Annotated in this window: 26 protein-coding genes, 2 tRNA genes and 1 other RNA gene; 19 read left to right on the top strand and 10 right to left on the bottom strand. The window is 71.2% G+C overall.

All coding sequences use genetic code 11. The features are described from left to right. Nucleotides 1–66: 66 nt before the first annotated feature. From O7597_RS09490 to O7597_RS09475, 4 genes are all read left to right on the top strand, one after another. Nucleotides 67–408 (top strand): hypothetical protein, encoded by a 342-nt coding sequence (locus tag O7597_RS09490; protein ID WP_281582485.1) that lies wholly within the window; start codon nucleotides 67–69, stop codon nucleotides 406–408. 88 nt (nucleotides 409–496) lie between these two features. Then, a complete protein-coding gene (locus O7597_RS09485; RefSeq protein ID WP_170863604.1) occupies nucleotides 497–664 on the top strand; it encodes a hypothetical protein in 168 nt (55 codons plus the stop codon). A gap of 131 nt (nucleotides 665–795) precedes the next feature. Then, nucleotides 796–1,326: a tRNA adenosine deaminase-associated protein gene (locus O7597_RS09480; protein ID WP_269738642.1), complete on the top strand. Its 531-nt coding sequence runs from the start codon at nucleotides 796–798 to the stop codon at nucleotides 1,324–1,326. 145 nt (nucleotides 1,327–1,471) lie between these two features. Next, nucleotides 1,472–1,963 (top strand): nucleoside deaminase, encoded by a 492-nt coding sequence (locus O7597_RS09475; protein WP_281583225.1) that lies wholly within the window; start codon nucleotides 1,472–1,474, stop codon nucleotides 1,961–1,963. Between the two features lie 9 nt (nucleotides 1,964–1,972). Here the strand turns inward: O7597_RS09475 and O7597_RS09470 are convergent, their stop codons facing one another. The 3 genes from O7597_RS09470 to deoD form a co-directional block, all read right to left on the bottom strand. Beyond that, the gene (locus tag O7597_RS09470; RefSeq protein WP_269738641.1) at nucleotides 1,973–2,425 is read right to left on the bottom strand and encodes a thioesterase family protein; all 453 of its coding nucleotides are present in this window, start codon (nucleotides 2,423–2,425) and stop codon (nucleotides 1,973–1,975) included. After that, on the bottom strand, nucleotides 2,422–3,060 hold the full coding sequence (locus O7597_RS09465) for a TetR/AcrR family transcriptional regulator (RefSeq protein WP_281582484.1): 639 nt from the start codon (nucleotides 3,058–3,060) through the stop codon (nucleotides 2,422–2,424). The genes O7597_RS09470 and O7597_RS09465 overlap by 4 nt, the downstream gene beginning before the upstream one ends. Before the next feature lie 123 nt (nucleotides 3,061–3,183). Then, nucleotides 3,184–3,891: a purine-nucleoside phosphorylase gene (deoD, locus tag O7597_RS09460; RefSeq protein WP_281582483.1), complete on the bottom strand. Its 708-nt coding sequence runs from the start codon at nucleotides 3,889–3,891 to the stop codon at nucleotides 3,184–3,186. A gap of 75 nt (nucleotides 3,892–3,966) precedes the next feature. Between deoD and O7597_RS09455 the strand changes: the two genes are divergently transcribed. The 5 genes from O7597_RS09455 to O7597_RS09435 all read left to right on the top strand — a co-directional run bounded on the left by O7597_RS09455 (nucleotide 3,967) and on the right by O7597_RS09435 (nucleotide 10,983). Continuing rightward, nucleotides 3,967–4,053 (top strand) — tRNA-Ser (locus O7597_RS09455). A 181-nt stretch (nucleotides 4,054–4,234) separates the two neighbouring features. Beyond that, nucleotides 4,235–5,878: an FG-GAP and VCBS repeat-containing protein gene (locus O7597_RS09450; protein WP_281582482.1), complete on the top strand. Its 1,644-nt coding sequence runs from the start codon at nucleotides 4,235–4,237 to the stop codon at nucleotides 5,876–5,878. 31 nt (nucleotides 5,879–5,909) lie between these two features. Beyond that, nucleotides 5,910–7,565: an FG-GAP-like repeat-containing protein gene (locus O7597_RS09445; RefSeq protein ID WP_281582481.1), complete on the top strand. Its 1,656-nt coding sequence runs from the start codon at nucleotides 5,910–5,912 to the stop codon at nucleotides 7,563–7,565. A gap of 57 nt (nucleotides 7,566–7,622) precedes the next feature. Further along, entirely contained in the window at nucleotides 7,623–9,281 is a 1,659-nt protein-coding gene (locus tag O7597_RS09440) for an FG-GAP-like repeat-containing protein (protein WP_281582480.1), read from the top strand. Between the two features lie 64 nt (nucleotides 9,282–9,345). Continuing rightward, nucleotides 9,346–10,983: an FG-GAP-like repeat-containing protein gene (locus O7597_RS09435; RefSeq protein WP_281582479.1), complete on the top strand. Its 1,638-nt coding sequence runs from the start codon at nucleotides 9,346–9,348 to the stop codon at nucleotides 10,981–10,983. 64 nt (nucleotides 10,984–11,047) lie between these two features. On the opposite strand, the gene O7597_RS09430 is transcribed toward O7597_RS09435, so the two are convergent. Genes O7597_RS09430 through O7597_RS09415 form a run of 4 tightly spaced genes read right to left on the bottom strand, consistent with a single transcriptional unit; the run spans nucleotide 11,048 to nucleotide 13,183 of the window. Beyond that, nucleotides 11,048–11,578, bottom strand: coding sequence for a hypothetical protein (locus O7597_RS09430; protein WP_269738634.1), 531 nt, complete (start codon nucleotides 11,576–11,578; stop codon nucleotides 11,048–11,050). 39 nt (nucleotides 11,579–11,617) lie between these two features. Beyond that, entirely contained in the window at nucleotides 11,618–12,175 is a 558-nt protein-coding gene (locus O7597_RS09425) for a hypothetical protein (protein WP_269738633.1), read from the bottom strand. Nucleotides 12,176–12,218: 43 nt separating this feature from the next. Beyond that, entirely contained in the window at nucleotides 12,219–12,425 is a 207-nt protein-coding gene (locus O7597_RS09420) for a DUF397 domain-containing protein (RefSeq protein WP_281582478.1), read from the bottom strand. Then, nucleotides 12,416–13,183, bottom strand: coding sequence for a helix-turn-helix transcriptional regulator (locus O7597_RS09415; protein WP_269738631.1), 768 nt, complete (start codon nucleotides 13,181–13,183; stop codon nucleotides 12,416–12,418). Before O7597_RS09415 ends, O7597_RS09420 begins: the two co-directional genes overlap by 10 nt. A gap of 583 nt (nucleotides 13,184–13,766) precedes the next feature. Here O7597_RS09415 and O7597_RS09410 point away from each other — a divergent pair. Both O7597_RS09410 and O7597_RS09405 read left to right on the top strand, forming a co-directional pair. After that, nucleotides 13,767–14,066 (top strand): hypothetical protein, encoded by a 300-nt coding sequence (locus tag O7597_RS09410; RefSeq protein WP_348650793.1) that lies wholly within the window; start codon nucleotides 13,767–13,769, stop codon nucleotides 14,064–14,066. Beyond that, nucleotides 14,063–14,305 (top strand): flavin reductase, encoded by a 243-nt coding sequence (locus tag O7597_RS09405; RefSeq protein WP_281582477.1) that lies wholly within the window; start codon nucleotides 14,063–14,065, stop codon nucleotides 14,303–14,305. The genes O7597_RS09410 and O7597_RS09405 overlap by 4 nt, the downstream gene beginning before the upstream one ends. Nucleotides 14,306–14,406: 101 nt before the next feature. Here O7597_RS09405 and O7597_RS09400 read toward each other — a convergent pair whose 3' ends face one another. Together O7597_RS09400 and O7597_RS09395 are read right to left on the bottom strand one after the other, a co-directional pair. Beyond that, nucleotides 14,407–15,588, bottom strand: coding sequence for a hypothetical protein (locus tag O7597_RS09400; protein WP_281582476.1), 1,182 nt, complete (start codon nucleotides 15,586–15,588; stop codon nucleotides 14,407–14,409). Then, nucleotides 15,585–15,950, bottom strand: a complete 366-nt coding sequence (locus O7597_RS09395) for a PadR family transcriptional regulator (protein WP_281582475.1) — start codon at nucleotides 15,948–15,950, stop codon at nucleotides 15,585–15,587. The genes O7597_RS09400 and O7597_RS09395 overlap by 4 nt, the downstream gene beginning before the upstream one ends. Nucleotides 15,951–16,058: 108 nt before the next feature. On the opposite strand from O7597_RS09395, the gene O7597_RS09390 reads away from it, so the two are divergent. The 4 genes from O7597_RS09390 to msrA all read left to right on the top strand — a co-directional run bounded on the left by O7597_RS09390 (nucleotide 16,059) and on the right by msrA (nucleotide 18,306). Next, nucleotides 16,059–16,418 (top strand): hypothetical protein, encoded by a 360-nt coding sequence (locus tag O7597_RS09390; protein ID WP_281582474.1) that lies wholly within the window; start codon nucleotides 16,059–16,061, stop codon nucleotides 16,416–16,418. Between the two features lie 178 nt (nucleotides 16,419–16,596). After that, complete coding sequence (locus O7597_RS09385) at nucleotides 16,597–17,304, top strand: DUF1223 domain-containing protein (RefSeq protein WP_281582473.1); 708 nt, start codon at nucleotides 16,597–16,599, stop codon at nucleotides 17,302–17,304. Continuing rightward, on the top strand, nucleotides 17,301–17,768 hold the full coding sequence (locus O7597_RS09380; RefSeq protein WP_281582472.1) for a hypothetical protein: 468 nt from the start codon (nucleotides 17,301–17,303) through the stop codon (nucleotides 17,766–17,768). Before O7597_RS09385 ends, O7597_RS09380 begins: the two co-directional genes overlap by 4 nt. Before the next feature lie 25 nt (nucleotides 17,769–17,793). Next, entirely contained in the window at nucleotides 17,794–18,306 is a 513-nt protein-coding gene (msrA, locus tag O7597_RS09375; RefSeq protein ID WP_281582471.1) for a peptide-methionine (S)-S-oxide reductase MsrA, read from the top strand. Nucleotides 18,307–18,490: 184 nt separating this feature from the next. Here the strand turns inward: msrA and O7597_RS09370 are convergent. Further along, nucleotides 18,491–18,575, bottom strand: a tRNA-Ser gene (locus tag O7597_RS09370). 81 nt (nucleotides 18,576–18,656) lie between these two features. On the opposite strand from O7597_RS09370, the gene ffs reads away from it, so the two are divergent. From ffs to recR, 4 genes are all read left to right on the top strand, one after another. Continuing rightward, nucleotides 18,657–18,746: signal recognition particle sRNA small type (gene ffs, locus O7597_RS09365), an RNA gene on the top strand. Nucleotides 18,747–18,980: 234 nt separating this feature from the next. Then, the gene (locus tag O7597_RS09360; RefSeq protein ID WP_281582470.1) at nucleotides 18,981–21,971 is read left to right on the top strand and encodes a DNA polymerase III subunit gamma and tau; all 2,991 of its coding nucleotides are present in this window, start codon (nucleotides 18,981–18,983) and stop codon (nucleotides 21,969–21,971) included. 144 nt (nucleotides 21,972–22,115) lie between these two features. Then, nucleotides 22,116–22,424: a YbaB/EbfC family nucleoid-associated protein gene (locus O7597_RS09355; RefSeq protein ID WP_269738761.1), complete on the top strand. Its 309-nt coding sequence runs from the start codon at nucleotides 22,116–22,118 to the stop codon at nucleotides 22,422–22,424. 8 nt (nucleotides 22,425–22,432) lie between these two features. Further along, the gene (gene recR / locus O7597_RS09350; RefSeq protein ID WP_269738622.1) at nucleotides 22,433–23,026 is read left to right on the top strand and encodes a recombination mediator RecR; all 594 of its coding nucleotides are present in this window, start codon (nucleotides 22,433–22,435) and stop codon (nucleotides 23,024–23,026) included. The last annotated feature ends 131 nt before the right edge of the window (nucleotides 23,027–23,157 follow it).

Here is a 23,157-nt window from a genome sequence, read left to right as displayed (position 1 = left end):
CGGCCATCCTGACAGACTCGGTACGGTGGTGGGCACAGCGTCCGTGCGTGCGGAGGAGTGGTACCGGTGTTGCCGTACAACCCGTCGGGCCTCTTTCCCACCGGACGGCCACCACGCCCGACCTACCGGGAGCCGAATCCGGTCGGCGGCGGCGGCGTCGCGGCGGGTGCGTTCGGAACCCTGGCCTGGCTGGTCCTCTTCGGCCTGCTCGGTGGCAGCCTCGTCGGGTACGTCTGGTGGACCCTGCTCGCCGGCGCGCTGGCCTGGCTCACGGCCCTGGTGATGGTCGGGTACGGCGACCGGGGAGTGGCGGCCGGCATCGCGATCGTCACCGCCGGAGGCTGGAGCATCGCCACCGCGGCGGTCGTCACCCGCTGGATGAGCAGCGGCGACTGGCCGCTCTGGTGAGCACCTCCGGCGGCGACTGCGCTGCGTCGTCGCGCGGCCACCGAAACCCGTCTTGACTTCGACGGCCACGACTCGGCACTCTCCCGGTATGGCCTGGACCACTCCGCGGCTGGATCCCGATCGCAGCCGCCGCCGCCTTCAGCTCCTGGCGCAGTTGGCGGACGCGCGCGCGGTACGCGAACGCGAACGGCCACAGCGCGCCCGCACCGCGCAGCTCCGCCAACTGATCGCCACTCGTCGGCGTCTCGCCGGCTGAGCGGCTCCGAAGATCCTTCCCCAGGAATGACCGGCCCTTCGGGGCGTTGACCGGTCGCCTGCCGACCCGACCGGCTAACGTGCACGCGTAACGGATCGGCGAGTGCTGTGCCGAGGCAACTTGGGGGAACCGTGTCGTACTTCGCTGCGGCCGTCGTGCGCGAGAAGGGCGGCTGGACCGCCGCCGAGCTCAGTCTGCGGGGTGCCGCCGACGTCGATGAGGTCGCCGAGCGGCTCCGCGACGTCGCCCCGGACGCGGACCTGTCGCTGCTGTTCGTCGAGGCGGACGACACCTATCTGGTGATCCTGCGCCTCGACGAGGGTGAGGACCTGCGGGTCTTCGGCTCCGACTCGGCGTACGCGGAGGAATCCCGGCTGGGTGCCCTGCTGGTCGGTGACCTGAAGACGTCGGTGACCGGGCTCGACGAGCCCGAAGAGGTGCGTCCGGCCGCCACCAGCGGTGACGAGGACAGCGAGCAGCCTGCCGTCGACCCGGAGGCGGACCCGGTCGGCGAGGCGGATCTCCTGACCGACCTGGGCGTCCCCGCGCAACGGCTGCTCGCGCTCTGCGCCCACGAGGGAATGATGCCGGCCGACGTCACCGCCGAGATCTGCCAGGTCCTGGGCTGCGTCGACGACGTCGAGGAACTGCGTGAGGTCTGAGCCCTCCGACGTCACCGATCCGGCGCTGGAGACGGTCCGGCCGGGGCAACCCACCCCCGGATCGGTCGGCCGGCGCGGGCCGGGAGCGGACGAGCACCTGGCCGACCCGACCGGCACCGGCCGGCGACAGCGCCACGAACTCTGGATGCGCCGCGCCCTCGAAGTCGCGGTGACCGGGGGTGTTGCGCCCTCAGGCGGCGATGGCGCGGCGACCGCGGCGGGTGGTGACGATGTCGAGGCTGAGCCCGGCCAGTCCGGCGACGTACCGGTGGGCGCGGTGCTCTACGGGCCGGACGGCCGTGAGCTGGCGATCGGTCGCAACGAACGCGAACTGACCGGCGACCCGACCGCGCACGCCGAGGTGCTCGCGTTGCGCCGGGCGGCCGAGCGGCTGGGACACTGGCGGCTGGACGGCTGCACCCTCGTGGTGACCCTCGAACCCTGCACGATGTGCGCCGGCGCATCGGTGCTGGCCCGGGTCTCGACGGTGGTCTTCGGTGCCTGGGAACCCAAGACCGGCGCCGCCGGTTCGCTCTGGGACGTGCTGCGCGACCGCCGGCTCAACCACCGGCCCGAGGTGTACGGCGGCATCCTGGAAGCCGAGACCGCCGCCGTCCTGCGCGCCTTCTTCCGCTGACGCCGAGGGTCAGGAGCGGAGCAGCGTGCTGGCGACCGCCCGGGCGGTGTCGGTCCACGGTGCCGGCCGCAGGGTCGCCGGGTCGAGGCGGACGACCGTGCGGTGTCCTTCCGCGTACGTCGTGGTGCCGTCGAGCGAATGGAAGCGGAAGGCGTACCGGGCGCTGCTGGTGCCGAGGTGCTCCAGCCAGAAGTGCACGGCGACCGGGCCGGTGCCGGTGACGGGCGCAAGATAGCTGATGGTGAACTCGCGTACCGCGTGGAAGACGTCGGGCGTGCTGGCCCGTCCGGCCTGGTAGGCGACGCCACGGTCGGACCAGTACGCGGTGAGCGCCCGCTCCAGCAGCAGCGCGTACCGGGCGTTGTGCAGGATGCCGAGCGCGTCGAGGTCGTCGAAGTGAACCATGGCGGGCTCGACGTGGCCGTACTCGACGGCTGGCTGTTCGGCGACTGCGTTACTCATGACGGGCCTTCCGGTAGCAGAGCGGGATCGGGGCAGAGCGCCCGCAGGCGGCCCAGCACGCCGTGGCGAGCGTGCCGGTAGGTGACCTCGGGGTCGAGCAGGCGGGAGCGCATGGCGGCGGCGATGCCGTAGGCGTCGATCTCGTACGCCAGCAGCGCGACATCCGTGTCGGCGGGCAACTCGCCCAGCTCGACCGCCTCGGCGACGAGCCGTTCCAGGAACGCCGTCCAGGCGGCGATGACCTCGGCGAGACGGTCACGGACCGCGCCGGGCCGGGCATTGAATTCGAACTCCGTGGTGGCGAAGAAGCAGCCGCCGGGCAGCACCCGGCCGGCGTAGAAGACGATCCGGGCCTCGTGCAGGGCGTGGATCCGGCGTACGCCCCGGGGGGTGCGCAACGCCGGGCCGATGATCTGTTCCTGCCACTGGGCGACGGCCCGGTCGATGGTGGCGAGCTGCAACTCCTCCTTCGATCGCCAGTGCGCGAAGAGGCCGGACTTGCTGACCCCGAGCGACTCGGCGAGATGCCCGAGCGAGAGCCCGTCGAGACCGCTCGCGGAGGCCAGGCTGACGGCGGCGTCCAGCACGGCGGTGCGGGTGCGCTGCCCCCGGGCGAGCCGGCCGTCGACGGTCATGCGGTGAGACTACTAAAAAGAACGACCGGTCGTATACATTCATCGAGTGGAGGCCGTCACACCGACGCCGACACAGCGACGTCCCGCCACCGCACGGGGGGTGGCGGGACGTCCCGGTGGCGCTCAGGCGGTGATGGTGTCCAGGGCGATCTCGACCATCTGGCTGAAGGTCTGCTCCCGCTCCTGGGAGGTGGTCTTCTCCCCGGTCTTGATGTGATCGCTGACGGTCAGCAGGGTCAGCGCCCGCGCCTTGAACCGGGCCGCGATCGTGTACAGCGCCGCCGACTCCATCTCCACCGCCAGCACGCCGTACTCCGCGAGACTGTCGTAGAGGTCCGGCCGGTCGGTGTAGAAGGCGTCCGCCGCCAGGATCGGCCCGACCCGCATGGCGACGCCGCGCCGCTCGGCCACCTCGACCGAGGTACGCAGCAACCCGAAGTCGGCGACCGGGGCGTAGTCGATCAGCCCGTCGAAACGCATCCGGTTCATGTTCGAATCGGTGGACGACCCGATCGCCGCGAGCACGTCGCGGAGCTGGAGATCCTCGGTGAGCGCGCCGCACGAGCCGACCCGGATCAGCGACTTCACGCCGTACTCGTTCACCAGTTCGTGGGCGTAGATCGACGCCGAGGGCATGCCCATGCCGGAGCCCTGCACGGAAACCTCGACGCCGTTCCAGCGTCCGGTGAAGCCCAGCATGCCCCGGACCGTCGAGTAGCAGTTCGCGCCCTCGAGGTAGGTCTCCGCGATCCACTTGGCCCGCAGGGGGTCACCCGGCATCAGGACCCGCTCGGCGATCTCGCCCGGCTTCGCGCCGATGTGCGTACTCATGGCGTCGATCCTGCCAGGCCGGGCTGGCCGGGACCGGTTCGGCGTCGGAACCTGTGGTCCTGTACCCTCGTCGGCGGTGGCGTGTCCGAGCGGCCTAAGGAGCACGCCTCGAAAGCGTGTGAGGGTTTACGCCCTCCGAGGGTTCAAATCCCTCCGCCACCGCTCTCAGCAGCGAGAACGCCCGGTCGGTCCGTCAGGACCGCGCCGGGCGTTCCGCTTTCTCCGACGCGCGTGCTTGCCGGTTTCCGCCCATGCGGGTCGTCGTGTCTGGCCGACCGGACATGGTTTTTGATCTACGTATCCCTAGGATGTGGGAGCGACTACGGGGATGTGAGGTCTTTCGATGCGGCGGAAGCTTGCCGGTTTCAGTGTTCTGACGGTGTTGGCCGGGCTGGCGGTGACCGCACCGGCGCAGGCGGCCAGCGAGTTCCGGACCATCACCCGCGACGGTGTCGTGATGCAGCAGCAGCGGGTGGCGAAGGCGGTCACCCCGATGAAGGGGACGGGTGCGACCCGGTCCGACTTCGACGGGGACGGTGTCGACGACATCGCGGCAAATTTCGACGCCGGCGGCAACAGTGTGCTGCCCCACCACACGTCCGGTGCGGTCGTGGTGCGTTATTCGTCCGCGCCGCACATCGACTACCTGACCGGCACGACGACGATCGGCCTTGGATCCGGCTTCGGCAACGAACTGGCGGCCGGTGACTTCAACGGTGACGGGTTCGACGACTTGGCGATCGGTGCCGACGTCGAGGTCGACTTGAGCAACAAGGCCCCCGGTGGCGCCGTCTGGATCATCCCGGGCAGCCGTACCGGCCTGGTGGTCGACTCGACCAGGCGATTCACCCAAGGATCGCCGGGTGTGCCCGGCGATTCGGAGGACTACGACGGGTTCGGCGATGCGCTGGCCGCAGGCGACATTAATGGTGACGGACGTGACGATCTGGCCGTCGGTGCCTACAAGGAGTCGATCGGCAGTGTGGTGGAGGCGGGTGCGGTCACCGTCCTCTACGGCGGGATCGACGGCCTGACCGCCAGCGGTGCCCAGCAACTGCATCAGAACCAGGCCGCGGTGCCCGGCACGTCGGAACATCGGGACCTCTTCGGGCGGTCTCTGGCGATCGGGAAGGTCAACAACAACAAGTACGCCGACCTGGTCATCGGCGCGCCCAACGAGAACGACGGGTCGGGCGCGTCCGGCAGCGGGATGGTCACCCTGATGTGGGGATCGGCAAGCGGCGTGAAGCTCAGCGGCGCCACCTCGGTCACCGGCGCCGCGATCCACCACGCGACCGGCCATCGGTTCACCGTGGCCTGGTATCTCGGCAGGTCGCTCGCGGTCGGTGATGTCAACGGAGACGGGCTGGGCGAGGTTGTCGCCGGAGCACCGAGTGCCCAGGGCCCGGAGCCGAACATCAACGCGGGTCTGGTGGCGGTCTTCACCGGCCGCCGCACCGGTGGTCTCTCCGGCAGCGCCGTGAAGGTGTTCACGCAGGCCACGCCGGGCGTGCCAGGCACGCAGGAGGACGAGGACCGGTTCGGCGAAACGCTCGCGGTGGGTGACGTGACCGGCGACGGCCGGGCCGACGTGCTGATCGGTGCGCCGGGCGAGGCGATCGGTACGAAGGCCGAGGCGGGCACGATCGCGCTGCTCAAGGGAAGCAAGTCGGGGCTGACCGCCAGCGGCGCGCAGGGGTTCGACCAGAACCACTCGGTGGTTCCGGGTGCGGCGGAACGCAACGACCGGTTCGGCGCCTCGGTGGCGATCCTGAACCTCAACGGCACCGGCCCGCTGGACGCCGTGGTGGGATCGCCCGACGAGGAAGTGACCGGAGATTCGGTGGGGTACGGGTCCGGGACATTGTCCCGGTTCCACGGGGCTTCCGGCGGGCTGGTCCCGCAGTCGGGTTCGTGGAGCGGGAGGTCGCTGAACACCGACCGCATTGTCGTTCAGGAATACGGCTGGAACCTGGTGCATGGGTAACAGGTGCGGCCCCAGGATGGTGAGGATCGCGATGCGGCGGAGAGTTGCCGGAGTGTCGGCGCTGGCGGTGGCGGCCGGCATGGCGGTGAGCGCCCCAGCGCAGGCGGCGGACGAGTTCCGGACCCTTGATCGGGAAGGCGTCACCCTTCAGTACCACCGGGTGGCGAAGACCACCACCGCGGTGACGGGGACGGGTGCCACCCGTTCGGACTTCGACGGTGACGGTGTCGACGACATCGCCGTCACGGGTGACCCGGGCGACTACAACCTGCCGCACTATCCGACCGGCGTGGTGGTGGTGCGCTACTCGTCCGCGCCGCAGGTCGACTACTTCGCCGGGGTGCTGCCGCCCGACGGTGGCTGTCACTGTTTCGGTCTGGCGTTGGTGGCCGGCGACTTCAACGGCGACGGCTACGACGACCTGGCGATCGGCGACATGGACGAGGTGGACCCCGGCAACAAGACCCGGGCCGGCGGGGTCTGGGTCATCCCGGGCAGCCGCACCGGCCTGGTGGTCGACTCGGTGCAGCACGTCAACCAGAGTTCCGCTGGGGTCCCGGGTGGCGCCGAGGAGCTCGACTCGTTCGGGTCGGCGCTCGCGGCCGGCGACATCAACGGTGACGGCCGCGACGACCTGGCGGTCGGCGCGTTCCGGGAGGCGATCGGCAGCGTCGAGGACGCGGGCGCGGTCACCGTCCTCTACGGCAGCGTTGGTGGCGTGACCACCGTCGGTGCCCAGCAGCTGCACCAGGACCAGGCGGCGGTGCCGGGTTCCGCCGAACGCGAAGACCACTTCGGCCGGACCCTCGCCATCGGGAGGGTCAACAACGACAGGTACGCCGACCTGGTCATCGGTGCGCCACATGAGAACGACCGCCAGTCCTGGGAAGGCACCGGCATGGTGACCCTGATGTGGGGGTCGGCCAGCGGAGTGAAGCTCAGCGGGGCCACCTCGGTCACCGGGGCGGCGGTCTACCCGAAGACCGGCGACGAGAACACCGTCGCCTGGTATCTCGGCGAGACGCTGGCGGTCGGCGACGTCGACGGCGACGGACTCGGCGAGGTGATCGCAGGTGCGCCGGGCGCCCAGACGCCGGCCATCAATGCGGGCCTCATCGCCGTCTTCACCGGCCGCAGCGGTGGCCTGTCCCGCGACGCCGCGAAGATCATCAGCCAGCGTACGGCGGGAGTGCCGGGATCACCGGAGCAGGAGGACAACTTCGGCGGGACGCTCGCGGTCGGTGACGTGACCGGCGACGGCCGGGCGGACGTGCTGGTGGGTGCGCCGGGCGAGGCGATCGGCACGAAGGCCGGGGCGGGCACCTTCGCACTGCTGAAGGGCTCCGCGTCCGGGCTGACCGGCACCGGGGCGCAGGGCTTCGACCAGGACCATTCGATCGTCCCCGGTGGTGCGGAGCGCGGCGACCTGTTCGGTAGCTCGGTGGCGATCCTCAACCTCAACGGCACCGGCCCGCTGGACGCGGTCGTCGCGTCGAGTGGGGAGGAGGTTGCGGGCGACGTGGCCGGATACCCGTCGGGCACCATCTCCAGGTTCCACGGCTCCTCGACCGGGTTGGTCGCCCAGGCCGGTTCCTGGAGCGGGCTGTCGCTGCGTACCGATCGGCTCTGGCCGCGACGGTACGGAATGCGGATCGCCGGCCCGCAGAGCGGCGGCTATCTCTACTGAGCGCACCCGCCCCCAGATCACAGACGAGCAGCACGTACAGGAGAACGGGGTCTTTCCATGCGGCGGAGAATTGCCGGAGTGTCGGTGCTGGCGGTGGCGGCCGGCCTGGCGGTGGGTGCTCCAGCGCAGGCGGTGGACGAGACTCGCACCATCACCCGGGAGGACGTCGTACTGCAGTATCACCGGGTGGCGAAGGTGAACGCGCCGATGCAGGGGACCGGTCCCACCCGGTCGGATTTCGACGGTGACGGCGTCGACGACGTGGCCGCCACCAGCAACCCAGGTCAATCCGGCCTGCCGCTCCACCCGACCGGGTTGGTGGTGGTGCGCTACTCGTCCGCGCCGCAGGTCGACTACTTCGCGGGGGTACTTCCGCCCGACGGCGGCTGCGGCAGTTGCTTCGGCATCGCGCTGGTGGCCGGTGACTTCAACGGCGACGGGTTCGACGACCTGGCGATCGGCGACATGGACGAGGTGGACCCCGGCAACAAGACCCGTGCTGGTGGCGTCTGGGTCATCCCTGGCAGCCGTACCGGCTTGGTGGTCGATTCGGCGCAGCACTTCAACCAGAGTTCTCCCGGAGTGCCCGGCGGGGCGGAAGACTACGACTGGTTCGGGGCGACGCTCGCGGCCGGTGACATCAACGGCGATGGGCGTGACGACCTGGCGATTGGCGCGTACCGGGAGTCGATCGGAAGCGTCCAGGACGCTGGCGCGGTCACCGTCCTGTACGGCGGCATTGGTGGCCTCACCACCAAGGGTGCGCAGCAGTTGCACCAGGACCAGGCGGCGGTGCCCGGCTCGGCCGAACGCGGTGACTACTTCGGTTGGACTCTGGCGATTGGGAAGGTCGACAACGACACCTACGCCGACCTGGTCATCGGCGCGCCACGGGAGAACGACGGCCAGACGTGGTTTGGCAGCGGCATGGTCACCCTGATGCGGGGGTCAGCCAGCGGGGTGAAGCTCAGCGGCGCCACCTCGGTCACCGGGGCGGCGGTCCATCCGAAGACGGGAAACGAGCGAACGATCGCGTGGTACCTCGGTGAGACGCTCGCCATCGGCGATGTCAACGGCGACGGGCTCGGCGAGGTGATCGCCGGCGCGCCCGGCGCACAGACGCCGGCCACCTACGGAGGTCTCATCGCCGTCTTCACCGGCCGCAGCGGCGGCCTGTCCCGTGACGCGGCAAAGATCATTAACCAGGCTACGGCTGGGGTGCCGGGATCGCCGGAGCAGGACGACCGGTTCGGCGGTGCGCTCGCGGTCGGTGACGTGACCGGCGACGGCCGAGCGGACGTGCTGGTCGGTGCGCCCGGTGAGGCGATCGGCACCAAGAAGAGGGCGGGCACCTTCGCCCTGCTGAAGGGCTCCGCCTCCGGGCTGACCGGCACCGGGGCGCAGGGCTTCGACCAGGACCATTCGGTCGTTCCCGGTGGTGCGGAACCGGACGACCTGTTCGGCAACTCGGTCGCGATCCTCAATCTCAACGGCACCGGCCCGCTGGACGCGGTCGTGGCGTCAGTAGGGGAGGAGGTCGCGGGCGACCAGGCCGCGTACCCCTCCGGCACGATCTCAAGGTTCCACGGCTCCGCCGCCGGGCTGGTCCCGCAGGCCGGCTCGTGGAGCGGCCTGTCGATGCGTACGGACCGGGTCAGCCCCCTGCGCTACGGCATTCGGATCGCGGGACCACAGAGCGGCGGCCCCCACTATTAGTGCGCCGAGCTCAATCACACACCACAGAAGAACGGGGTTTTCCATGCGGCGCAGAGTTGCCGGAGTGTCGGTAGTGGCGGTGGCGGCCAGCCTGGCGGTGGGTGTGCCGGCCGGGGCGGCGGCGGCCGAGGTCTTGTCGGTGACCCGGGAGGAGGTCACCCTTCAGGTGCACCGGGTGGCGAAGGCGTATACCCCGGTCACGGGCAGCGGGCAGACCCGGTCCGACTTCGACGGTGACGGTGTCGACGACATCGCGGCCTCCGCCGACCCGTTCGAGTACACCCGGCCTGAGTCGCCGGCCGGCCTGGTCGTGGTGCGTTACTCGTCGGCACCGCACGTCGACTACTACACGAGCTTGATCTCGGCGGGCGGCGGCGAGGTGCGCTTCGGTGAGGTTCTCGCCGCCGGGGACTTCAACGGGGACGGCTACGACGACCTGGCAATGGGTGACCTGGCCGAGTACGACCCCACCGCGAAGGTGCACGCCGGCGGAGTGTGGGTGGTCCCGGGCAGCAGCACCGGCCTGGCGATCGGGTCGGCGAAGCATTTCAGCCAGAGTTCGCCCGGTGTGCCGGGTGACTCGGAGCAGGAGGACTGGTTCGGTTCGGCGCTGGCCGCCGGGGATCTCAACGGCGACGGCCGGGACGACCTGGCGATCGGGGCGTACGGCGAGGCGATCGGCAGCATCAAGGAGGCCGGTGCGGTGACCGTGCTGTACGGCGGTGTCGGTGGCCTCAGCGGGACCGGTGCGCAGCAGTTGCACCAGGACCAGGCGGCGGTGCCCGGCTCGGCCGAACGCGGTGACCACTTCGGGTGGACCCTGGCGATCGGAAAGGTCAACAGCAACAGCTACGCCGACCTGGTCATCGGCGCGCCGCAGGAGAACCAGAGCAGCTCGCCGACGGGCAGCGGCATGCTCACGCTGATGTGGGGTTCGGCGAGCGGGGTAAAGCTCAGCGGGGCCACGTCGGTCACCGGAGCGGCGCTGCGCGCGGCGACCGGCCGCAGTGACAGCTACGTGTGGGATCTGGGCATGGCCCTCGCGGTCGGCGACGTCAACGGCGACGGGTCGGGCGAGGTGATCGCCGGTGCGCCGTTCGCGCAGAGCCCGACCGGCAACGAGGGCATGGTCGCCGTCTTCCCCGGTAACTCGACCGGGCTCTCCAGCGGCTCGGTGAAGCTCTTCTCGCAGCGTACGGCCGGGGTGCCGGGCTCGGCGGAGGCCGGTGACCTGTTCGGCGCGGCGCTCGCGGTGGGCGACGTGACCGGCGACGGCCGGGCGGACGTGCTGGTGGGTGCGCCAGGTGAGGCGATCGGTACGAAGGCCGAGGCAGGCACCGTCGCGCTGTTGAAGGGTTCGGCCTCGGGGCTGACCGGCACCGGTGCGCAGGGCTTCGACCAGGACCACGCGGTCGTGCCGGGCGGTGCGGAGCGGGCTGACCGGTTCGGCGGCGCGGTGGCGATCCTCAATCTCAACGGCACCGGCCCGCTGGACGCGGTGGTGACGTCGCCCGGCGAAGAGGTCTCCGGCGACCCTGCCGGGTTCGGGTCCGGGTCGGTCGCGCTGTTCCACGGCGGCTCCGGCGGCCTCGTCCCGCAGTCCACCACCTGGAGCGGCCTGAGCATGCGTACCGACTTCGTGTGGCCCAAGTGGTACGGCCGCCGCCTCGCCACCCCCCAGTCCGGCGGCCTCTACTACTGAGCACCCGCGACGAGATCTTGGTACGGACGCGCCCCTCGGAGGGCAGGTTCGTACCAAGATCTCGTCAGCAGGGGGCGTGGCCCTCGACGAAGAGGCGATGGGCCCAGGTGGCGTAGCCGACAATGATCTTCCGCACCGTCTGGCCGTCGTGCAGGAACAGGTAGGCGCGGTCGCCGTCGCGGGCGAGCAGGCCGTCGAAGCGGTACGTCCCCTGTGGAGCGCGCAGTTCGCGTACGGTCGGGTAGCTCGCCCGGACCTCGGCGACGGGTGAGCCGGCCGTGATGCCCTCCGGGGTGCGGACCGGGTCGCCGGCCCAGAGCAGCACCAGCCGATCCTCGATGAAGATCGGGCTGATCTCGTCGTACCCGGCCAGCGTCGGGCCGCAGGCGTCGACGTCGGTACGCAGGATGCCGCGCCGGGTCAGCTCGCTCTCCGAGTCACCGAAGTCCACATCGGCCACTCCGTCGAGATCGACGACGCTCACCGACGCGACGGGCTCGCGGACGGCGATGCTGTCCGGTGGCATGGCTCCGCTACCCGATGCCGAGGCAGCCAGAAGTAGTGCGGCGATGAAGCCGAATTGTCGCAATTTCATCAGAATCCCCCAGTCCCCAACGTGACGGGGGCGCTGAGGTTATTGCCGAGCCTCCCATTCGTCGGCCAATTCGTCCCAGTAGTCGGCGCTGAGCCCTCGCCGTCCGTGCGCGAGCCACCCCTCGGTGCTCCGCTCGACGTGTAACCCCAGCTCAGCGAAGGGGTCGATCCACCGGCCCGGCTCCACGCCCAGCTCGATCAGCGCCGCGTTGATCGGCCACTCCGGGCGTGGGCCGTCGAGCGCCGCGTCGAAGCGCGGCCCCCAGGCGAGGCCGCCGCCCAGCCAGACCGCCGCGGCCTGGTGCCCGGCCCCACCGGCGAACTCCGCCTCGACGTACGCCAGCGGTCCGCGCACCGACCAGCGGGCCAGGACCTCGGTCAGCGCGGGGGAGAGGACCAGCTCGAACGGTTGCTCCGGGCCGGGCTCGACGGTGCGGTAGTCCGGCGGCGTGCCGGTCAGCTCCAGCACGAGCTGCGGCGTGACCGGCAGCAACGCGAAGTCCTGCCGCAGCTCGCCGAGCACGGCATGATCCAGCTCGCGGGTCTCCTCGCGCAGCAGCTCGGCGTCCGAGACGACCGCGCTGAGCTGGTAACTCACCCGGCGTCCACAACCTGTGGATAGAACATGTGTACGACGGTGGTCAGGTCTTGTCGACGGTGGCGACGAAGGCCCGCCACGCGGCCGGGCTGAACAGCAGCGCCGGGCCGGTCGGGTCCTTCGAGTCGCGGACGCCGACCACGTCGGGCAGGTTCTGGGCGACCTCGACGCAGTTGCCGCCGTTGCCGCTGCTGCGGCTGCTCTTCTGCCACCGGGCGCCGGACAGCTCCGGGGTGTCGTTCACTGCCATGACTGCGCCACCTCCCTGATCAGGTCGACCGACTGCCAGTGCGAGAGTGTCTCACCGCGCACGTTCTCCCACGCGGCAAGTATCGCCGCGATCTCGGCCTGCTCGCTGACCACCTGCCCCTGCAACTGGTTGTCCAGGTAGCCGGCGATGCGATGATCGGGCGCGGTCGCCAGCACGAACGGGCCGTTCACCCCAGCGTATTCGCCCACTGTGGACGGCACCACATGTAACCGGATGTGCGGCCGGGTGGACGCCTCGGCGAGCGCCAGCAGTTGCTCGCGCATCACGGCCGGGCCGCCGACCGGCCGGCGCAGCACCGCCTCGTCAAGCACGGCGGTGAGCAGCGGCGGCTCCTCGCGGTGCAGGATCAACTGGCGGGACATCCGGTGGTCGACCAACCGTGCCACCTCACTGCGCGGGATGAGCCCGCCGCCGGCGAGCACCGCGCGGGCGTACGCCTCGGTCTGGAGCAGGCCTGGCACGACCATGGACTCGAAGGATCGCAGCGTGGTCGCCTCGCGCTCGATCTCCTGCCAGGGTCGGAACCAGACCAGCGCCCGACGTCGCGAAATGTCCGGCCAAATGTCCGAGACATTCTTCTGCAGCGCGTCTGCCGCCGTGAGTCGGTGCCGGGCATGCGGGATCCGATCTTCGAGCAGCCACCGGCTTACCGTCTTCGGGTCGACGCCGACGCGTTCCGCGAGCGACTCGATCGTGTGCCCGGTGTCCCGCAGCGCCACCCGCAGCGCGTCGTTCATGGCCGCCTCCCATCGGACGTCTCGAATATCCGCCGACCATACCCACACGCCATGTAGTTGTCCCGTTACCTGCGGCAAGTTGGGGGTGTCGATGGCGCGGCCGGTGGAGGTTCATCCCCCTTGACCCGGCGGTCGTGACATCGGGGGGCCGCCGCCGGGCGAGCAACCACGGCGGCCCCCATCCACCACTGCTCGGCGATGGTGCCGGGTGAGCGGGGTGCGGACCTCGCGGCATGGGCCGGTGCGGGCCTTGCGGCGTCACCGTGCCGGCGCGGGGGGCGGTACCTGCATCTGCGCCGCCTGTCGAGCTGAGAGCGCAGACGACTCAGCCCGCCCCGAGACGCGCGCCGGGTGACCTGTGCAGGCAGTTCGACCGCTGGACGGAGCGAGGTGACCAGTGCGGACAGTTCGAACAGCCGGACGCCGGCCGCGAAGAGTTCCCGGGCCGCCGCCACCCCCAAGAGCGAGGTGACCTGTGCAGGCAGCTCGACCAGCCGGACCGAGCGAGGTGGCCCGTGCAGCATCGGTGCCGCCGTCCGCGCCGGGTGAGTGCGTCGGGTCGATCACGCCGGGGGAGCTTCTCGTGCTGACCCGCGCGGCGTCACCGCAGTTCGTCCGCCCGATCACGGTCCGGGTCATCCGGCATCGCACCGACCGGAGCACCTATGACGGCTGGACCTGGATCGAGTGCTACCAGCTCGACGCCCGGGGCGACGCGGTCGAGCGCCGCGAGCTGTTCCTGATGCCGGCCGGCCTGATCCGGTGCGGGGACCGTTCTCCGCACCGGCGCGCCGGGCCGGGCCAATCGTCCGAGGTGGGTCAGCCGTCCGAGGTAAGCCGACCGTCCGACGTGGGCCAACCGTCCGGGGCGGTGCGCCGATGAGTCGTCGTCGTCCGGAACACGCACCGTCCCGCCCGACCTGGCGTTGCCGGGACTGCGGTGCCGGGTGGCCGTGCGGCGCGGCGAAGCTCCGGCTGCTCGGTCAGTACCGGGACGATCGGGTCGCGTTGCTGGTGCACCTCGCGACGCTGTACGCCCAGGCGAGCGCGCAGCTCGGTAACACCTCGTCGGCGGTCGGGCTGTTCGACCGCTTCGTGTCCTGGGCACGTGGGCGGGGATGAGGAGGCTGTCCGCGTACCGTCGCGGGAGCCGGACCGGGACGGGCCCGGCGCGATCAGGGGCCGCTCCCGGTCGGAGCGGCCCCTGCCCCCGTTTGTCGCGCTCAGCCTGGGACGACGGTGGGCTGTGGCGGTTGCTCAGCCGGGCGGGCGGCGAGGGTCGCGGCGACGGCGACCACGAGCCCGGCGACGGTGAGCCCGAGCACCAGCCACTGCGGGCCGAAGGGGTAGTACTCACCGGGCGTGAACGCACTGTGCACGGTCAGCGGCGGGCCATCTTTGGCGTTCCCATCCCGGAACACCCGCATCACGTTGCCGTAGAGCGCGACAGCCGGCAGCGCCAGCGCCACCAGGGCCGCGCCACAGAGCGCCGCGGCGGCGTGGCGGCGTCCGGGCGGTGCTGCCGTCATCCGGTACGCGCCGGCTGCCGCAAGCAACCAGCCGGCGAGCAGCCCGACGGCGGTGCCGACGACGACAAGCGGCAGGAGCACCGTGGTCTGCTTCGGCATCGCGTAGAACGAGACGTGACTGGGAAGGTCGACGGCGCTGTTCTCCGCCGGGTTCCAGCCCGTCACGTTGACGATCAGGCCGCTGGACTCGGCGGTGAAACGCTTGCCGTGCAGCGGAACCTCCACGGGCGAGCCACTGCCGTCGACGGTGCCCGACATGCCGGTGATCGGGGTGAAGCCGGATACCGACCAGCCATCGGCGGCAAACCGCTCCCGGACCTGGTCGGCATCCCAGGTGCCGTCGGCCTGACTGGACGAATGGGCCGTGTCAGCGGTCCACGATGACGACGAGTACAGGAAGTAGATGGGGTCGTCTCCGCCGGCTTGCTGGGTGAGTCTGGCCATGCCGGCCTCGTCGGGCAGGTCGGCGAAGGTCCGGGCGCCCAGCCACGAGCCGGCGGCCGCGCCGAAGCCACCCACGGTCAGCGCGGTGAGCAGCGCCGCGACCGCCATGAGGGGACGACCGGCGGGCAGCCGGAACCGCAGTCGCAGGCCGCTGACGATCAGATGCAGGGCTTCACCGAGCCGGGGACGGCGTTGACCTGGGGCCGCCATCTCCAGCAGCGTGGTCACCACCTCGGTGCCGTGCCGCCGCCGGTGCCGACGTGGGTAGGCGAGCAGCAGCCTGCGGTACCCACGCTCCAGGCGGTTGTCGGCGGTTGGCCAGTCGGGGGTGTCGGAGTCGGTGACGTTGAGATCGTCGACCGGACCGGCCGCGATCTCGTCGGCCGACCATGCGGCGGTGTTGGGGTCGGGTGCCGGCCAGGCGGCGGTCATCCGGTCACCTCGCCTGCGATCGGGGCACGTGCCAAGCCGAAGCTCAGCGCGCCGCCCAGGCGCTTGCCCAACTGGACCTCGGCCGCAGTGGCGTGCCGGCGCAGCCGCTCGACCTGTGCCTGCAACGCGGCGGCTCCGGCGTCGCTGAGCCGGTAGTAGCGGCGCAGGCGGCCCTCGACGGCCTCTTCCCGGTCGACGGTGACCAGGCCCTGCTCGGCCAGCCGGTCCAGCGCACCGTAGAGGGTGCCCGGCCGTAGCTTGACCTCGCCCGCCGACAGCTCGTCGACCGCCCGGATCACCCCGTAGCCGTGCAACGGCTGCGCCGCCAGCGCGGTGAGGATCAGAAAGGTGGGTTCCTGCATTGGGCCGATAGTACGGCTGCCGGTATATAACGTCAACCGTTCATAGTGGCCCGTGTTCTTCCGGCCGTGGGGCAACGCATCACCGCCTGTCGCTCTATCGTTCTCGCCATGTCGGAGGCGGAAAGCATCGCGCCGCAGCGCCACGGCCGGTTGGACCGCCACCGTGATCTGACTAGTTACGTCCTGACGCCGCTGTTCACGCTCGCGGGGGCCCCTCTGGTGGCCTGCTGCACGGCGTTGCTGGCCGACGACGGCCAGGCGTACCCGTCGGTGTGCGACCCGGTGCGGGCCGTCAACGGATGCGAGGAACGCGTCCTCGGCATCGTGGCCGGGCACGTCCTGTCCTTCGCCGCGCTCTGGCTGTTGCTGTGGGTGCTGCCGTGGTGGCGAGGCCTGCGGATGGCGCGGATCCTGCTGGCCGTCATCGCCTCCGCAGTGGTCGTCGCCCTGGTGCTGCGGATCGACTGATGTCCGCCTGCCGGCCTCGTCGTTGCTCCGACCGAGCGGTTCACCTGCGACAGGTGACATCCACCGTTACGTCTGAGCTGTCCTCGACTGGCGTACGGGCGCTTAGCGGGCCGGACATGAACGCGGGCTCGGCGGGAAGGCAGCGCTGTCAAGGGACCGGACCGAGAGGACGCACGCCATGGCGGACCCATCGCGTTCCGCAGCGGTGGACGGCGGATTCGCCGTCGTGGAGATGTTCACCTCCCAGGGCTGCGACAGCTGCCCACCGGCCGAGGAGGTGCTTTCCGAGATCGAACGCACCGCCCGGGAGCGGGGACAGCGCGTGTTCACCCTCGGCTTCCACGTCGACTACTGGGACCACCTGGGCTGGGCCGACCCGTACGGTGATCCGGCGCACACCCGCCGCCAGGAGGACTACGCGCGTGCCTTCGGTTCCGGGGGGTTGTACACGCCGCAGATGGTGGTCAACGGCAGCGTCGAGTTCGTCGGCTCCAACCAGCAGGCCGCGTCGTCGGCGATCACCTCCGCCCTGGCGGCGGCGCCCGTCACGTCGGTGACGCTGTCAGTGGCGAACAGCGATGGTGGACGTCGGGTGGCGGTGGACTACCAGGTGGATCGGCCACCCGCGTTGGGCATGGTGAATGTGGCGGTCGTGGAGGACGGCCTGGAGAACGACGTGCCCCGGGGGGAGAACGCCGGGCGGCGACTCCGACAGGACGGCGTCGTCCGTGCCTTCGCGGCGGCGAATCTGAACCTGACCGACGGACGGGTGGAACTCGACGTGCCTGCGGAACTCGACCCCCGCCGAGCCGTGGTGGTCGGCTACGTCCAGAACGACGGCGACCGGGCCATCGTCGGCGCTACGGCGGTGGAGATGCCCGCATGACCATCGGCGTGACCGAGCGGCTCCCTCCGATCACCGTCGATCGGTGGGTGAACTCGCCGCCGCTGACCCCCGACGATCTCCGCGGTCGGGTGGTCCTGATCGACATCTGGGCCGTCGCGATGGACAACGCGTACGCGTTCTGGCGTGCCCTGCGTAACGACGCGTGGCCGGCGAAGTACCTCTTCGACGTGGACGGGCGACTCGTCGACAGGTGGGTTGGCGAGGGTGCCTACGAACGGGTGGAATCGGAGATCCGCCGGCTTCTCGGGGCACGGACACCGGGTATCCGGCTGCCGCCGGGCAGCGGTGAGGCGACGGAGTTCGCCGCCACTGGCGAGCCCTCCTACCTCGGCATCACGCCCGAGACCTACCTCGGCACCGACCGGGGCGTGCCGGGCAGCTACACGCTGGCCGGCGACTGGCGCAGCGAGGGCGACTACGTCGTCCTCACCTTCGGTCCCTAGGTCTCTTCAACGCAGGAGGAAAGCGATGACGACGCAGAAGGCGATCCTGGCCGGCGGTTGCTTCTGGGGGATGCAGGATCTCATCCGCAAGCGGCCCGGCGTGCTCGACACCCGCGTCGGCTACACCGGCGGAGACGTGCCGAACGCGACGTACCTCAACCACGGCACGCACGCGGAGGCGATCGAGATCACCTACGACCCGGCCCAACTGTCCTACCGCGACCTGCTCGAGTTCTTCTTCCAGATCCACGATCCGACGACGAAGAACCGGCAGGGCAACGACGTCGGAGTGAGCTACCGGTCGGCCATCTTCTACTGCGACGACGAGCAGCGGAGGGAAGCCGAGGACACCATCGCCGACGTCGACGCTTCCGGTCTGTGGCCCGGAAAGGTGGTCACCGAAGTGAGCCCGGCCGGCCCCTTCTGGGAGGCCGAGCCGGAGCACCAGGACTACCTGGAGAAGCACCCCGGCGGCTACACCTGTCACTTCCCACGCCCGGACTGGAAGCTGCCTCGGCGAGCGGAGAACCGCACCTGACGCCAGAGGGGGAATCACGACACACATCATCGCCCTGGCCGGCGAAGACGCCGGCCCGGGAAACCGGCGGCGGACCGCCGCCAGATCGGCCGGATCAGGGCAACTGAGACGAGAGCGACCGTGGACACGACTCAGGGCCGGTCCCTGCGGGGACCGGCCCTGTCGTTCTTCCTGCTCAGGTGAGCGGAGGATACGAGATTCGAACTCGTGAGGGTGTTAACCCAACACGCTTTCCAAGCGTGCGCCCTAGGCCTCTAGGCGAATCCTCCGCGAGCCAGGATACAGGTCCGCGCCGCGCTTCCCACCCCACCACCCCCTGAAGATCCACGGTCGGTCGGGTAGGCTGGGCCTACCTCCCGTGCGGCGGTATCTCGTGAACCTCCCCAGGGCCGGAAGGCAGCAAGGATAAGCGAGCTCTGCCGGGTGCACGGGAGGCCTTTCTGTCTCTGGCACTCCCCGGCGTTCCCCGATTGCGGCATCTGGGGGCTTCCCGGCCGCCGGAGGCCGCGAGATGCCGCAACCGGAGTGGATCACCCACCCGTGCGACCCATCGCAGCGAGAGTGGATCATCCAGCGGTGCGGCCTGCCGGACCGGCCGGGGCGACCCGGCGGGGTGGGTGGTCAGGCGGGCGGGGGCGGCGCAGAATGGCTCGGTCGAGAGGAGGCGGGACGCCGTGGCACTGGCGCTCTACCGCAAGTACCGGCCGCGTACCTTCGCCGAGGTCATCGGGCAGGAGCACGTCACCGAGCCGTTGTCGCAGGCGCTGCGCAGCGGGCGGCTCAACCACGCGTACCTCTTCTCCGGCCCGCGCGGCTGCGGCAAGACCTCCAGCGCCCGCATCCTGGCCCGCTCGCTCAACTGCGAGCACGGGCCCACCCCGGAGCCCTGCGGCACCTGTGACTCCTGTCGCTCGCTGGCCGGTGACGGGGCCGGTTCGATCGACGTCATCGAGATCGACGCGGCCAGCCACGGTGGCGTGGACGACGCCCGTGAGCTGCGGGAGAAGGCGTTCTTCGCGCCGGCCAACAGCCGCTTCAAGATCTATGTCATCGACGAGGCGCACATGGTCTCGTCGGCCGGCTTCAACGCCCTGCTCAAGCTGGTCGAGGAGCCGCCGGAGTACGTCAAGTTCATCTTCGCCACCACCGAGCCGGAGAAGGTCCTCGGCACCATCAAGTCGCGGACCCACCACTACCCGTTCCGGCTGATCCCGCCGAAGGTGCTCCGGCCCTATCTTGAGCAGCTCTGTGAGGCCGAGGGGGTGCAGGTCGAGCCGGCGGTGTTCCCGCTCGTGGTGCGCGCCGGTGGCGGCAGCGCCCGGGACAGTCTCTCCGTACTCGACCAGCTCATCGCCGGTGCCGGTCCCGACGGGGTGAGCTACGCCCGGGCCGCCGCGCTGCTCGGGGTGACCGACGCGGCGCTGATCGACGAGATGTGCGACGCCCTCGCCGCCGGGGACGGTGCCGCCGCGTACGCCACCGTCGACCGGGTCGCCGAGGCCGGGCACGACCCGCGCCGGTTCGCCGCCGACCTGCTGGAACGGCTCCGCGACCTGATCGTGCTCCAGCAGGTGCCCGACGCGGTGGCCAAGGGTCTCATCGACGGGCCGGACGACCAGATCGAGCGGATGGCCGCTCAGGCCCAGCAGCTCGGGCCGGGCACCCTGTCCCGCTGCGCCGACATCGTGCACGACGGCTTGGTGGAGATGCGCGGCACCACCGCCCCCCGGCTGCTGCTCGAACTGATCTGCGCCCGGATGCTGCTGCCCGGCGTCGACGACTCCACCCGTGGCCTGCTCCAACGCCTCGAGCGGATGGAGCGCCGGCTCACCCTCGCCGGCACCGACGCGCCGCCGCCCGCCACCAACACCCCGGCGGTACGCACCCAGCCTCCCGCCGCGCCCGCGGCTGCCGCCGCGAACCGGGCCGGGACCGGCGCTGCCGCGCCGGCTACCGCCACCTCGCCAGCCGGCCACGACAGCGCCACCTCAGCGATCGGCGGCGACAGCGCGTCCTCGTCGGCCGGGCGCGGCAGCGGCCGTCCGTACTCCGCTGGTGGCGACGGGTCGTCGGCCGGTCCGGACGGCACGACTCGGCACGCCGGTCATGGTGGCGCGATCCCGGCTGGTTCTGACGGCGGTGCCGAGAACGCCGGTCGTGCCGCAGCGACCTCGGCCGCCGGCCCGGGGGCGGGCGGTACCGCAGCGGAAGGTCGGGCCGACGCGGGTCACCGGGCAGGCACCAACGGGACCGGCGCCGCTCCGGCCGGCGGACCCGGTGACGGCCGTCCGGCGGGGCCGGGTGGCACTCAGGACGGTGTGCCGAACGGCGCGGCCACGCCCCGGCGACCCGTGCCGGCGTCGGCCGTCATGCCCGATCCGGCGACCCCGGAGCCGCCCCGTCCCGGCGCGGTGAGCCCCGGCGTCCTGGACGCGGTCGCGGTGCGCCGGGTCTGGCCGGAGGTGGTCGGCAAGGTCAACCGGAGCAACAAGCGGATCGCCGCGTTGATGCGCGACGCGGTCGTCCGTGACCTCGACGGGAACACTCTCGTGCTGACCGTGAAGTCGGCGGTGCTGGCCCGGATGATGTCCGACCACGCGCAGGTGCTCACCGACGCGCTCTACGAGGAGTTGGGCGGGCGCTGGCAGATCCGCTGCGAGGTGGCGGGCGAGCGGGGCGGGGTGTCGCCCGGTCCGCACCGCGGCCCATCCGCCCCCGGCCCGGCCCCGGCGCCGGTCGACGCCAGTCCGCAGGTGCCGGCGGGCCGGGCCGACCAAGGCCGCTCCGGCGGCGCGCAGCGGTCGGATGATCCGGCTGCCACCACGGCTGAGGACGGCGACGACTGGCCCGAGCCGGCCCGCCCAGGTGGCAGCGCCCCGTCAGCCGCCGACGACGACTGGCCGGAGGCGGCCCGTCCCGGCGGTGGGTCGGTAGACGCGGCGGCGGACCCGTCGGGCGACCCTCGGGCGGCTGCCTCGGCGGACCCGGGTGCCCCGTCGAGCCGTGACGCGGGTGACGGCTCAGCGGTCGCTGGTTCGGAGGGCACGGGGACGCAGGTCGCGTCCGGCCGGGCAGCCGCCGATGTCGGGCCGGCTGCAAGCGGGTCGGGTGGAGGGCGGACGGCCGTAGTCCCGGGCGGCACTGGGCCGGACGGGGCGCGGACATCCGTCGGCTCGGGCCGGACCGGCGCGAGCGGGGTGCCGGGTGCCGCGCGGGCGACCGCCGGGTCGGCTGCAGCGGCGACAACCGCCGGTTCGGGTGGGGCTCGGGCGAACGGTGGGCCCGGTGCCGCGCCGCGCCAGGCGGGAGCGCCCCACGGCGGTGGCAGCTCCGGTGGCGCCCCGGTGAGCAGCGCGATCGCGGCGGCTCGGGCGGCAGCGGCCGGGCGGGGGACGCGTACCGCCAAGGGGGGCCGGCAGACCGCGGACGCGGAGTTCGCCGGCGAGCCGCCGTACGACCCGGATTTCGACGGCCCGTTGCGTGGTGGCGCGGGTCGTCCCAGCGCTGCTCAACCGCCCGCCACCCCCGCCTACGAGGGCTTCGACCCGGGCGACGAGCCACTCGACGAGATCGTCGACGAGAAGACCGCCCGCGAGTCGAGCGAGGAACAGGCCGTACGCCTGCTCCGGGAGACCTTCGGCGGCGTCGAGAAAATCAACGACTGAGTGCGCGGCCGGCGCCCATGATCCAACCGGCACCAGGGGACAGGGGTGCGGCGCGCGGGGTGGGTCGGTGGGTGGCGTTAGGGTGGGCGGCGGCAGAAAAGGCGAGTCGAGGGAGTCATCGTGCGGCCTGGTGGACAGCCGAACATGCAGCAGATGCTGAAGCAGGCGCAGAAGATGCAGCAGCAGATCGCCAAGGCGCAGGCTGAGCTGGCCGAGGCCGAGGTGACCGGTACCGCCGGCGGTGGCCTGGTGACCGCGGTCGTCGCCGGCTCCGGCGAGGTCAAGAGCATCAAGATCGACCCGAAGGCCGTCGACCCGGACGACGTGGAGACCCTTGAGGATCTCGTCGTCGCCGCGCTGCACAACGCCAGCGAGGCGGCCCGCGAGCTGACCGAGCAGAAGATGGGCCCGGTCGCGGGCGGGATGGGCGGCCTCGGCCTGCCCGGGTTCTGAGCCCACAGATGTACGAGGGCGCGATCCAGGATCTGATCGACGAGCTGGGCCGGCTGCCGGGCGTTGGGCCCAAGAGCGCCCAGCGGATCGCCTTCCACGTGCTGTCCGCCGACCCGGCGGACGTCAACCGGCTGGCCGGCGCGCTGCGCAAGGTCAAGGAGCTGGTGCGGTTCTGCACCGGCTGCTACAACGTGGCCGAGTCCGACACGTGCCGGATCTGCCGCGACCCGCGCCGCACCGGCGAGGTGATCTGCGTGGTCGAGGAGCCGAAGGACGTGGTGGCGATCGAGCGGACGGGTGAGTTCCGCGGCCGGTACCACGTGCTCGGCGGTGCGATCAATCCGCTGGAGGGCATCGGGCCGGACAATCTGCGCATCCGCGAGCTGATGACCCGTCTCGGCGGCGGTGAGGTGCGGGAGTTGATCCTGGCCACCGACCCGAACACCGAGGGCGAGGCGACCGCCACCTACCTCGCGCTGATGGTGAAGCCGATGGGGATCGCGGTGACCCGGCTGGCCAGCGGGCTACCGGTCGGCGGCGACCTGGAGTACGCCGACGAGATCACCCTGGGTCGGGCGTTCGAGGGCCGTCGCGCCGTCTGAGGACGTTTCGCATCCACTGTGGTTTCTAACATGTGGGCCGGCCGGTCGACAGTCGATGTAACAAATCCGCATCACTCAAACCGGACAAAAAGTCTCTTTGCTGGTCGTCTGTGCTGGCCTTTCGTGGCCGT

This window comes from Verrucosispora sp. WMMC514 (genome assembly GCF_027497295.1).
Classification (GTDB): Bacteria; Actinomycetota; Actinomycetes; order Mycobacteriales; family Micromonosporaceae; genus Micromonospora; species Micromonospora palythoicola.
Note: the sequence above shows the minus strand (reverse complement) of the source record. Positions and strands in the feature narration are given on the sequence as shown.

Excerpts from the sequence above, each read along its gene's own strand:
- O7597_RS09485 (WP_170863604.1), top strand. The coding sequence starts at position 497 with ATGGCCTGGACCACTCCGCGGCTGGATCCCGATCGCAGCCGCCGCCGC.
- O7597_RS09475 (WP_281583225.1), top strand. The coding sequence starts at position 1,472 with ATGCGCCGCGCCCTCGAAGTCGCGGTGACCGGGGGTGTTGCGCCCTCA.
- O7597_RS09470 (WP_269738641.1), bottom strand. The coding sequence starts at position 2,425 with ATGAGTAACGCAGTCGCCGAACAGCCAGCCGTCGAGTACGGCCACGTC.
- O7597_RS09465 (WP_281582484.1), bottom strand. The coding sequence starts at position 3,060 with ATGACCGTCGACGGCCGGCTCGCCCGGGGGCAGCGCACCCGCACCGCC.
- deoD (WP_281582483.1), bottom strand. The coding sequence starts at position 3,891 with ATGAGTACGCACATCGGCGCGAAGCCGGGCGAGATCGCCGAGCGGGTC.
- O7597_RS09450 (WP_281582482.1), top strand. The coding sequence starts at position 4,235 with ATGCGGCGGAAGCTTGCCGGTTTCAGTGTTCTGACGGTGTTGGCCGGG.
- O7597_RS09445 (WP_281582481.1), top strand. The coding sequence starts at position 5,910 with ATGCGGCGGAGAGTTGCCGGAGTGTCGGCGCTGGCGGTGGCGGCCGGC.
- O7597_RS09440 (WP_281582480.1), top strand. The coding sequence starts at position 7,623 with ATGCGGCGGAGAATTGCCGGAGTGTCGGTGCTGGCGGTGGCGGCCGGC.
- O7597_RS09430 (WP_269738634.1), bottom strand. The coding sequence starts at position 11,578 with ATGAAATTGCGACAATTCGGCTTCATCGCCGCACTACTTCTGGCTGCC.
- O7597_RS09420 (WP_281582478.1), bottom strand. The coding sequence starts at position 12,425 with ATGGCAGTGAACGACACCCCGGAGCTGTCCGGCGCCCGGTGGCAGAAG.
- O7597_RS09415 (WP_269738631.1), bottom strand. The coding sequence starts at position 13,183 with ATGAACGACGCGCTGCGGGTGGCGCTGCGGGACACCGGGCACACGATC.
- O7597_RS09405 (WP_281582477.1), top strand. The coding sequence starts at position 14,063 with ATGAGTCGTCGTCGTCCGGAACACGCACCGTCCCGCCCGACCTGGCGT.
- O7597_RS09400 (WP_281582476.1), bottom strand. The coding sequence starts at position 15,588 with ATGACCGCCGCCTGGCCGGCACCCGACCCCAACACCGCCGCATGGTCG.
- O7597_RS09395 (WP_281582475.1), bottom strand. The coding sequence starts at position 15,950 with ATGCAGGAACCCACCTTTCTGATCCTCACCGCGCTGGCGGCGCAGCCG.
- O7597_RS09390 (WP_281582474.1), top strand. The coding sequence starts at position 16,059 with ATGTCGGAGGCGGAAAGCATCGCGCCGCAGCGCCACGGCCGGTTGGAC.
- O7597_RS09385 (WP_281582473.1), top strand. The coding sequence starts at position 16,597 with ATGGCGGACCCATCGCGTTCCGCAGCGGTGGACGGCGGATTCGCCGTC.
- O7597_RS09380 (WP_281582472.1), top strand. The coding sequence starts at position 17,301 with ATGACCATCGGCGTGACCGAGCGGCTCCCTCCGATCACCGTCGATCGG.
- msrA (WP_281582471.1), top strand. The coding sequence starts at position 17,794 with ATGACGACGCAGAAGGCGATCCTGGCCGGCGGTTGCTTCTGGGGGATG.
- O7597_RS09355 (WP_269738761.1), top strand. The coding sequence starts at position 22,116 with ATGCAGCAGATGCTGAAGCAGGCGCAGAAGATGCAGCAGCAGATCGCC.
- recR (WP_269738622.1), top strand. The coding sequence starts at position 22,433 with ATGTACGAGGGCGCGATCCAGGATCTGATCGACGAGCTGGGCCGGCTG.